The organism is Prevotella sp. CAG:592, from assembly GCF_000436015.1.
In the GTDB taxonomy this organism is placed as follows: domain Bacteria; phylum Bacteroidota; class Bacteroidia; order Bacteroidales; family Bacteroidaceae; genus Prevotella; species Prevotella pectinovora.
In genome coordinates this window covers 5,070-14,761 of the sequence record NZ_FR892595.1, presented here as the reverse complement: position 1 = coordinate 14,761, position 9,692 = coordinate 5,070, and the positions used below count along the sequence as shown (strand labels likewise).

Here is a 9,692-nt window from a genome sequence, read left to right as displayed (position 1 = left end):
CTGACGGAGGTCTATCGGCTGACAGCGGCTGACACCAGCCTTGATGAGAGGGTCGCTCTCGTAGGTAGTGCCGCCAACACCATATTTGTCGGCCACACGGAACTCCATGCGCTCGCGACGCTGTCCGTTGAGCGGTGTGAATCCGAGCCACTGACAGGTGTTGCCGCCCCATCCGGTGAGAGTCCAAGTGTCGGGCGCACCTGCTACCTTTGTCGCTCCACCATCGTAGAGCATCCAGCGGCGCATATCGTCGAAACGCTTGCCCTCGTATGCCAATTCTATCTGGCGCTCCAGCAGTACGGCACTCATACAAGTGGCCTGATCGGAAGCAAGATTGGCAGGCAGACCGTAGTTGTTTTCTGCCGTGTAGCCCACTCTCGAACGAATTTTCTGCAACTGTTCTACTGCCACATCCATGTGACCGGCGCCACATGCAGCCTCAGCATAGTTGAGGAGAACTTCGGCGTAGCGGATCTCGATGAATGGCGAAGCGCTTCTGGCAAATGCGCCACGAGAGTATCCACTGTTGTATACATAGAGCGACGAACCGAGGTCGTAGTCGCTTGTGCGCTTTCTGACGTAGAGCCCCTTTTTGTTTTTCAGCAGGTTGTCGGCACCATAAGCCTCACCGCTCTCCACGTTGCCCGCATCATCCTGGTTGGTATACCATACATAGTTCCAAAGAGCATAGTTGGCACCGTCCTGAGGGTTGTTGTTCACTCCGCCCTGACTGGCATCGCCGTTGTAAGCCCAACGCACACCAGGGAAGGCGAAGGTGCGGTAGAAGCGAGGGTCACGGTTCATGAACGGATAGTTGCGGTCGTATTCAAATGAAGACTTCTCCAGCTTGTTGTATGTAGATGCCGAAGAAGGCAGCTTGCCGTCAGCCATAGGGAACATGTCGACGATCATTGCCGACGGTTCCATACCGCCGGTGCGGTTGTTGGTGTTTGCCGGACGGATATTGTTCTCCCAGTAGTTGTTCTTTCCCTTGTCGCCAGCCTCGCCGCTCTGCATAGGGTCTTCGGTGTTGAAGAGCGTAACGAAGACATCTTCGCAGTTCTTCGTCTGTCCGAAAATCGTGGCGAAGGCAGAAGCGTTGACATCGTTAGTACCGGTGTAGAGGTCGTATCCACAGGCGTTGAGCACTGGCAGACTCTCCTTTATAGCCTCGTAGGCATCCTTCCAGCGCTGCTGGTCGTTGGCGCGGTTGAACATCGGACTTGCCCACAACACCATTACGCGTCCTTTCAAGGCAAGCGCCGTGCCGGAAGTCACTCTGCCCCAGTTTTCTCCGCTCCATCCGCCATGTGTGGTGGCATCGGTGAGCAGTCTGGCAGAGGTGTCGAGATCGCTGATGATGAAAGAGAAGCAGTCTTTTGCCGATGAACGAGGTGTGAACGAACTTGGAGAAGTTTCCTGCACTTCCTTTATGATAGGCACACCGCCATACCATTTCACAAGCTGGTAGTAACACCATGCACGGAAGAAGTAAGCCTGTCCGAGCAACTGGTTCTTCTGGCTCTCGCTCAGTGTGCAACCTTCCAGTCCGGCAATCACGTCGTTGATGTTGCGGATGCGTCCCCAAACGTTGGAGAGATGCTTCTGCTCATTGGTGAAATAATCAGGCACCACGTTGCCGGTAAGGGCATCAAGCTCATAGAGAGGATTCACGAAGCTCTGTTCGCTCGAACCGCTCATTCCGCAGTATTCCTCTGTAGCTTTTGCCTGTATGTCGGAAGCGAGACCCGTGCAGTTGTTGTTCCATCCCGATACCGAACTTGGGTTTGGAAGGCATTCGCCATAGATGGAGTTGACGCGCAGCTGTGCTCCGGTGAAGTCGTTGTAGACCTCCTTGTTCACGTTGTTGTTGTCTTTCTTCTCCTCGAGGAAACTGTCGCTACATGAGGCGAGAAAAGATGCTGCAAACGCGATGCTGCAAACTTTTATTATATTCTTGTTCATTGTTGTTATTCCTTGATTATGAGTTATACGTTAGAAAGTCAGGTTCACACCGATAGTCCATTTGCGGAGCTTAGGATAGCTGCCGTAGCTGCACTGAGGGTCGATGAAGTTGTCAGGGTAGGGGTTGTAGAAACTCAGCAGGTTCTGTCCTGTGATGTTCACCCTGGCGCTCTCCAGGCCGATTGTCTTGAACCATGCCATCTTAGGAATCTTGTAAGCCACGGTGAGACGGTTAAGCGAAACCCTTGTGCCGCTGACAGTCCAGAAGCTTGATGCCTGGCTGTTGATGTTGTATGATGGGTTTGGTAGCGAACCGTCGCGGTTCTGTGATACCACCACATTGCCCGAGCCGTCTGTTATGTCGTTGTATACGAACACATCGTCAGGATTCCAGAACGAAGGCATGTTCTGTGCTTCAATGCCGTAAGAAGCCTTGAGGGCAGATGTAGGAATCACAGAACGCGAACCCCAGCTGGCGCTGAGCTGAGCCGTTACAGAGAGTCCCTTCCACTCGGCGTGAAGGTTGGTGGTGAATCCGTATGGGTTGCTGGCACGGTGGGAGATGCGCACCTGGTCGTCGTTGGCGTTGACGATACCGTCGGGCGTTCCTGTGCCGCCAGCTCCGCGCACATCCTTATAGATAAGCATACCCGGCTTGATCTGGTCTGGAGCCATTCCCATATAGTTGGTGATGTTGTATTTCTTCACATACTCCTGAATCTCCTGATAGCTGCGGAACATTCCGAGGCATTCCATTCCCCATGTTCCGATGTCGAAGCGGTCGCCCTTCTGCACTGTTTTATACACGTAGTCTGTGGCGAAGTCGCTGTTGATGACCTTGTTGTCGCTATAGCCGAAGTTCACACCGATGCGGTATTTGAAGTCTTTGCCGATCTTGTCTCTCCATGTGATGCTTGCCTCATAGCCCCAGTTGTCGATCTTGCCAAGGTTGGTAGAAGCCGACAGACAGCCTACCGTTGCCGGTACCGACTGTGACAGGTTCATGAACATCTCACGGTTCCACACCTTGTATGCCTCGAGAGTCACGGCGAGACGCTGTGAGAGCACGTTGAAGTCGATACCGAAGTTTGCCTTGTACGACTTGTCCCAATGCACGTCGTAGTTCACGTCGGCATTACCGTTGTCCATACGTATCGACTGTCCGCTGTTTGTCGTTCCTTCTCCAAACACGGCATTGTCGCTTGTCTTGTTCCAGATGCCGTAGTGCTGCATCCAGAGCCATGCTGTGGTGTTGTCGCGGCCTGTCAGACCGAATGATCCTCTGAGCTTGAGGAAGTCAACCCATGGCAGGGCATTGTTGAACCACTTCTCCTGTGACATCACCCATCCGATACTTGCTGACGGGAACACACCCCAGTAATTCTTGGGGGCGAACTTTGTGGAAGCGTCAGAACGGATGAGGAACTCGAAGAGGTACTTGTCGGCGTAGGCGTAGTTCAAGCGTCCGATATATGAGAGACTTGCCGACTCGCTTCTCGACCAGCTTGGAGTCTTAGTGCCCGAAGCACCGTTAGACTGGAAGTTGGTGAATGAATAAGGTTCCGTGGCATGACCGCCCAGATCCTCGTATTCAGACTCCGACTTCTCTATTGAGAAGAGGGCATTGACGTCGTGGAGACCGAACTTGCGTCCGTAGCTTGCCGTGAAGTTTATCTGGTAGTTGTCCATGCGCGACATGGAACGAGAGATATAGTTGCCGTTGTCGAGTGTCGTTGGCTCGAAATTGTCCTGTGAGAGGTATGTGTCGTATTCCTCGCCGGCGATTGGCGTATAGAGATGTTGTCCGCTACCGGTGCGGTTCACCATCTTATATAATGTGAACTTGGAACCATACTGGTTGCCTTTGTCATTGTTGATGCTCTTAGAGTATGTCAGCCTCAGCTTCAGACCCTTGAGCACCTTGCTCCATTCAAAGTCATATTCCAGTCCGGCATTCACGGTCATGTTGTTTGTCTTCGTCTCAGCGTAGTCGCCGTTGTTCTGCATCAGACCATAAGAATATGTCTGCGAATCGTTAGTCTGGGCGTTGCTCACACCGTAGCCGAGAATCGGCATGCCGTTCACCTGTTCCGGAATGTAGCGCGGACGGTAGAGCAGGTTGCGGTAGTCGTTCTCCAGTCCGCCGTTACCTATCGAGTTGTTAGGCTTGTTCAGTTCGCTGAAGTTTCCGCTCACGTTTAGGTTGGCCTTCAGGTTGTGGCTTATCTTCACGTCGACACCCGCACGGTAGTTCCAGCGGTCGTAGTCGAGTTTGCCCAGGTTACCGTCCTGTGTGAAGTAAGAAATTCCGGCGAAGTAGTTCACCTTGTCGGTGGCTCCGCTCACGTTCACGCTGTGCTGCTGAGTCACTGCCGTATCCCAGTATTTGTCGAGCAGGTCGTAGTTCAGTCCCTTCATAGCCTCCAGCTCATCCTGCTGGAACAATGACGTGGTGCGGTTCAGCGATGTGCTTCTCGGGTCGTTGTCGGTCATGATGTCATACAGGCGGCCGTAGTTGTATGCGTTGAGCATCTTCGGTGTTGACATTGCGTCGGCGATACCGAATGTGCCGTTGTATGAAATCTTCGGTGCTCCCATCTTTCCCTTTTTCGTAGTGACGAGAATCACACCGTTTGCGGCGCGAGCTCCATATACGGCAGCCGATGCGTCTTTCAATACCGAGATGTTCTCCACTTCAGAAGGGTCGAGGTTGTTGAACGCCTCCTCGCCCAGGTTCTTTATATCGTTAGGATATACGTAGCCGTCGATGACGTAGAGCGGACCGGCAGCGTTTCCTGTGAAGTCACGCAATACTCCTCCGTCGCGGATGGTGATGCTCGACGATTGTCCCACCTGTCTGTCGCCGCCGCTCACGCTCACTCCGTTGATGAGTCCGGAGAGGGATGATGCGAGGCTTGCTCCAGAGAGGTCCTTGATGTCGTCTATCGGCACCGTGCCGACAGAACCGGTGAGGTGGGCCTTCTTCTGTGTGCCATAGCCCACTACCACTACCTCTTCCAGATTCTGGGCGTCTTCCTTGAGCTGTGCTTTTCCGCCGGCCACTACCGTCTGTGATAGATATCCGATGTATGAGATGTTCACTTTGCTGCCTTTCGGTGCCGTGATGCTGTAGTTACCGTCGATGTCGGTGATGACACCAGTGTTTGCTCCCTTGCTGCCCACCAGGCGCACTGTAGCGCCGATGATGGGGTCGCCGTTTTGGTCAACCACGGTGCCCTTTATTGTATGGTTCTCCTGCTGTGCATGGATAGGTATGGAAACCAATGCCAAGCATCCGAAGCATAAGCTGATTATCGTTTTCCTTTTCATGATTCTTGTCTTGTGTTTCATTTGTTTTCGATTGTTGCCAGTCTCTTGTTATTCAGCTGTCTTTATCCAGCGAGGGTCGCCGGTCTTGTTTTCCAGCTGTGCCGAACCGCTGATGGTGAAGTCGCCGTTCTTGGCATCCTTGAAACCAGGGTCGGTTTCGAGACAGTTGCCAGTCACGTCGTAGTTCTCAACGATACCACCGGTGCTTTCGAATTCTCCGTCAAACATATAGGTGTTGAATAGAGTCTTCGCCACGTCGTATGACGATGCCGAGCGTCCACCCAGAATGCGTCGGATAACCTGCTTGTTTCCGCAGTCAACGAAGATGTTGCGCTCCACGTCGAAATAAGAACACTTCTGTCCGTTGAATCCTCCATAGTTAGCCCACTGTCCAGTCTTTGCGATATTGTAGAAAGTGCAGTTCAGGAAGTTCACGTTGCTGTTGTTGTATCCGGCACGTGTGGCGCGTCCGCTGTTGTTGTATTGCACGAAGTATTTGCTGTCGCTGTCTCCCGTGTTCCATATCGTGGAGTTGCTCACTTGCAGCGTGTTGGCGAATCCGCCCTTGAAGTATATCACGGCGTTTCCGCTGACGTTTGTCTGGCTGCTCAGTGTGAGATGAGCCATGGTGTTGTTTATCACCACGCTCTCATAGCAGTATTTCTTGTTGCCGTCGTAAATGAGATTGTTGTTCACTCCCGTGATGTTGCATCCGTTGATGGTCAGTGCTCCGCGCACTATGTAGTAGTCGCCAGTGCCCTTGATGCTCTCGTCGGGAGTAGAGAGGCTTATCAGTGGGTCGAACGACTGCGATGCGTCGATGTCGAGGTTCTTCAGGGCGAAGATGGTGCCGGTCTTTATCGACACGTTGTCTGCCGTGAACTTCAGCTTGGCATGGTTAGAGATGCTTGTAGTGCGCAGCGTCACCTGTTTGTTTCCGAAGTCCACGCTCTTCGACATCGTGTATTCTCCTCCTGGCTGAAGGTCGTAGCAGAGCATGGTGGTGAGTCCTTCGTCGGGCACTGCATTCTCTTCGAAATAAGTGGCGAGGTCGGTACCGTCAGGAATCACCTGATAGGTGGCGGTGAATGTGCTGAAAGCCTTCGTCACGGCTTCAGAACCTTTGTTGTTCAGTTTCTCGTTGTCGAGCACCGAGAGGGCTAACGTGTAGTTGGTGTCTTCGATGCGCTGTGCCGCAAATGTGATTCCGTCGATGAGTGTGTCTTTCACCACCTCTCCGTTGTCCACGTTTGTCAGCACGGCATGATAGCCGCCGGCTCCCTCCACCACGGGCCACGCAATGATCTGTTGACTTCCGTCGGTGCTCGGCGTCACGCTGATCTGGTCGGCCGATGGTGCCACGAGCTGCGAATTCCTAACTCCACTGCCGAATTGCTCTCCCGTGAGGTCGTCTTGTGCACAAGACGCCATGGTGAGCGCTCCTCCTGCCAGACACATCATTCCGATGCTCTTGCAGTGTAGTGATAATTGTTTCGTTGTCATAATGTATTTGTTTTTAAGTTGTTTTTGGTAGTCGAGTAGATGAAGGACAAGTAGACAAACTGGCAAGAAGACATGTATGTTCACATCGTCTGCTGAAAAATGTCAGTATAATACTTGCAAGTCCTTGATTAGCTTACAATTTGTTTTTTTTGTTTGATAGATATGTTTTTTATTGTGGGGGAGGGTATGTATGTTCCCCTCCTCATCCTTTTTTGCTATTAGCAATATTTAACCTTAAGTAAGGTTTGTAATGCAAAGTTAGTAAATGTTTCTTTACGAAAGAAATAAAAGTAAAATAAATATATGGGTAAGTGGTTTTTTTACACTCGACATGTCGCTTTGTGTAAAAAAACTATGATTTTGCAATCTACAAATGCTAAATTCCGATTGTTTGTCAATATAGTCTTATGTATTCATACGTGTTGCCCACGATGCTGAGATACCGCTCGAAATCCTCTCGCTTTATCACCACCGTTCCGCGGCAGTCGTTAGGGTGGAACGACAGGGAGTCTGCCTTCTGCAGATTCTCGTCAAGAAATAGATGCACGTGGTTTTCCGTGTCGTTTATCAGTCCGAAAGGCGACACGCTGCCTGGTTCCAGTCCCAGATACTTCATCATCCGTTCAGGAGAGGCGAACGAGAGTTTTCCGCATGAAGGCAGTCCGCGGCTCACGAGCGATTCCTTCAGCAGATGTTCCAGATCGTGTATGGCGAGGTCGTGGTCGCTGTCGAAACACACGAGATAATGCCTGTTTCCCTTGTGGTTGCGGAAGAAGAGATTCTTGCAGTGCACGCTGCCGTCATCCTTCCACCATTGTTTAGCCTCCTCGATGGTCTTTCCTTCGGGGTGGTTGTAGTTGGTGAATGGTATGTCATGTTCTCTGAGATAGTTCAATACTGTTTCTTCGCGTGTCATGATTCTAAAGTTTTTTGTCCCGTTTATTCACCGGAATGAATCCAGCTGGTGTCAATGTGCAAATGTACTATTTATTTGTATAGCCTGCAAATTTTTGATTCGCAATAGCTCGCTATTGCGAATCAAAAACAAACAAAATCCCCTCTTCCCAAAATACAAACCCAAACAGGTCCTAATAATTGATTTGGGCTGAAAGCCGAAAAAAACTCACTTTTATAGAATAAAATCCAGACAGGCATAATGACTGGTTCGGGCTTAATCCATAGTATTGATAGGGATAAGAAAACGGTCACGCCGCAACACCAATAGTCTCTGAATCGTTGAGACAGTCGGTGTTGCGGCGTGATGTGTATTGTACAGACTATGCAATTATCCAAAACCGGTAATTAGAACTTGCATTAATACCGTTTGGTGATTATTGTATTCCGAAGTCCATCTGCTGACGGTTCACCTCTTCGAGAGTGCGCTGGCGCTCCTCGTCGGTCATCTGTTGAGAGGCTGCCGCTGAGGCAGATGCCGTGCGGACGGTCTTGGCAGACGGTTCATCGGTGAAGCATTTCGGCATTTCGGCAGCCACACTCTCTATCGTCAACGTGGCTTCTGCAGGAGCGTACACACCAGAGAAGGCGCTGCGGGCATGGATGGTGATGCTGCCCGGTTTGTCGGTAGCCTGAACGAGAATAGGGGCGCTTCCCCATTCCACGGCACGAGGGTTGGCGAAAATCGTCTCATCACCGATGATGCGTCCTTCGCCCTCGATGCTGAACATGATATTGTCTTTTGCCAGACGCTTCACGTTGCCGTTGTCGTCGGTAATCTCTGCCACCACCACGATGAAGTCGCTGCCGTCAGCTGTCAGCTTTCTGCCCATCTCGTCGGCATAGAGACGGATTTTGGTGCTGCGGCGCGACGGCATCTTCTTTTCAGAACATACCACCTTGCCGTCTTTTATTCCTTCGGCAAGCAGACTCACCCGCTGCCAGTTGCGCTGCTTGTAGCTATATTCGCGTGCCTTCCAGAAATTCCAGAATCCCTTGAATACCACTGGTGCGCAAGGCTTGTCGCCGGCATCGTGTACTACGGGTAGTGTGAGCACCTTGTCGCCCTCAAATTGTGTCAGTCTCACGCTGTCGCAGTTGGAGAACACCACCACGTCTTCGTCGGAGAACTGTGTCATCTCGTTCGCCACGAACACCATAGGCTCCTGTGTGCGGTCTTGTGAGCGGAACATCTCGAAGGCATATTTCTTCTGGCGGAAGGCGTCGTAGATACCGCCGTAGTATGGGTCGGGATGGTAGCCGCGCTGATGGTCGAAGGGGTGCCACTGGCATCCGCCGATGAACTGGCGCTGGCCGTGGAACATCTCGCCGTAGGTGTCAGACAGAGAGAGGGCGGCGGTGAGCATTGGCTTCTCGCCCCATGAGCGGGCAGCACGGTTCAGGCAGTTGTGTGCATACCAGTCGTCCACCATCTCTCCGAACTCACGGGTGAATATGCATTTGTTTTCCGGTGTGCCCTCCTTGCCTATGTCGTCAGTCCATCCGTAGAGCACGTCGTAGTTGTCTTTCACTCCAGCCGAATTCATGTCGGCGGCGGCTACAGGACGACCAGGGTAGGGGAATTCCTCGTGTGTTATGTCGAGGGCTTTCAGTGCGAAATCCTCAGGATAACGTGTCTCGTTGAGAATCGGTTCCCACATCAGCACGCTCGTGTGGTTTCTGTCGCGACGGATTATCTGTCGGGTGTTCTCATGCACCAGTTCGCCGAACTTAGGGTCTTTGTTCCAATATTGCCATCCCGGAGTAGGTACGATGATGAAGAGTCCCAGCTCGTCGCAGGCATCCATGAATGCCGGGTCTTGAGGATAGTGGGCAGCGCGGATTATCGTCATTCCTGCATCCTTGAGTCTCTTGGCGTCACGCCATTGCTGACTGTTAGGCACCGCATTTCCCACGTAGGCGAAATCCTGGTGGCGGTT

At 51.9% G+C, this 9,692-nt stretch carries 5 protein-coding genes; all 5 read right to left on the bottom strand.

The genetic code is table 11. The annotated features are described in order from the left end of the window. On the bottom strand, positions 1-1,965 hold a 1,965-nt coding region (locus tag QVO99_RS07600; RefSeq protein ID WP_288177047.1), incomplete at its 3' end, for a RagB/SusD family nutrient uptake outer membrane protein. A gap of 30 nt (positions 1,966-1,995) precedes the next feature. Then, a complete protein-coding gene (locus tag QVO99_RS07595) occupies positions 1,996-5,295 on the bottom strand; it encodes a SusC/RagA family TonB-linked outer membrane protein (RefSeq protein ID WP_288177048.1) in 3,300 nt (1,099 codons plus the stop codon). Between the two features lie 48 nt (positions 5,296-5,343). Continuing rightward, the gene (locus tag QVO99_RS07590; RefSeq protein WP_022317012.1) at positions 5,344-6,798 is read right to left on the bottom strand and encodes a DUF4992 family lipoprotein; all 1,455 of its coding nucleotides are present in this window, start codon (positions 6,796-6,798) and stop codon (positions 5,344-5,346) included. 394 nt (positions 6,799-7,192) lie between these two features. Then, the gene (locus QVO99_RS07585; RefSeq protein WP_022317011.1) at positions 7,193-7,714 is read right to left on the bottom strand and encodes a prolyl-tRNA synthetase associated domain-containing protein; all 522 of its coding nucleotides are present in this window, start codon (positions 7,712-7,714) and stop codon (positions 7,193-7,195) included. A 415-nt stretch (positions 7,715-8,129) separates the two neighbouring features. Further along, positions 8,130-9,692: glycoside hydrolase family 2 TIM barrel-domain containing protein (locus QVO99_RS07580; protein ID WP_288177046.1), on the bottom strand; the 1,563-nt coding region annotated here is incomplete at its 5' end.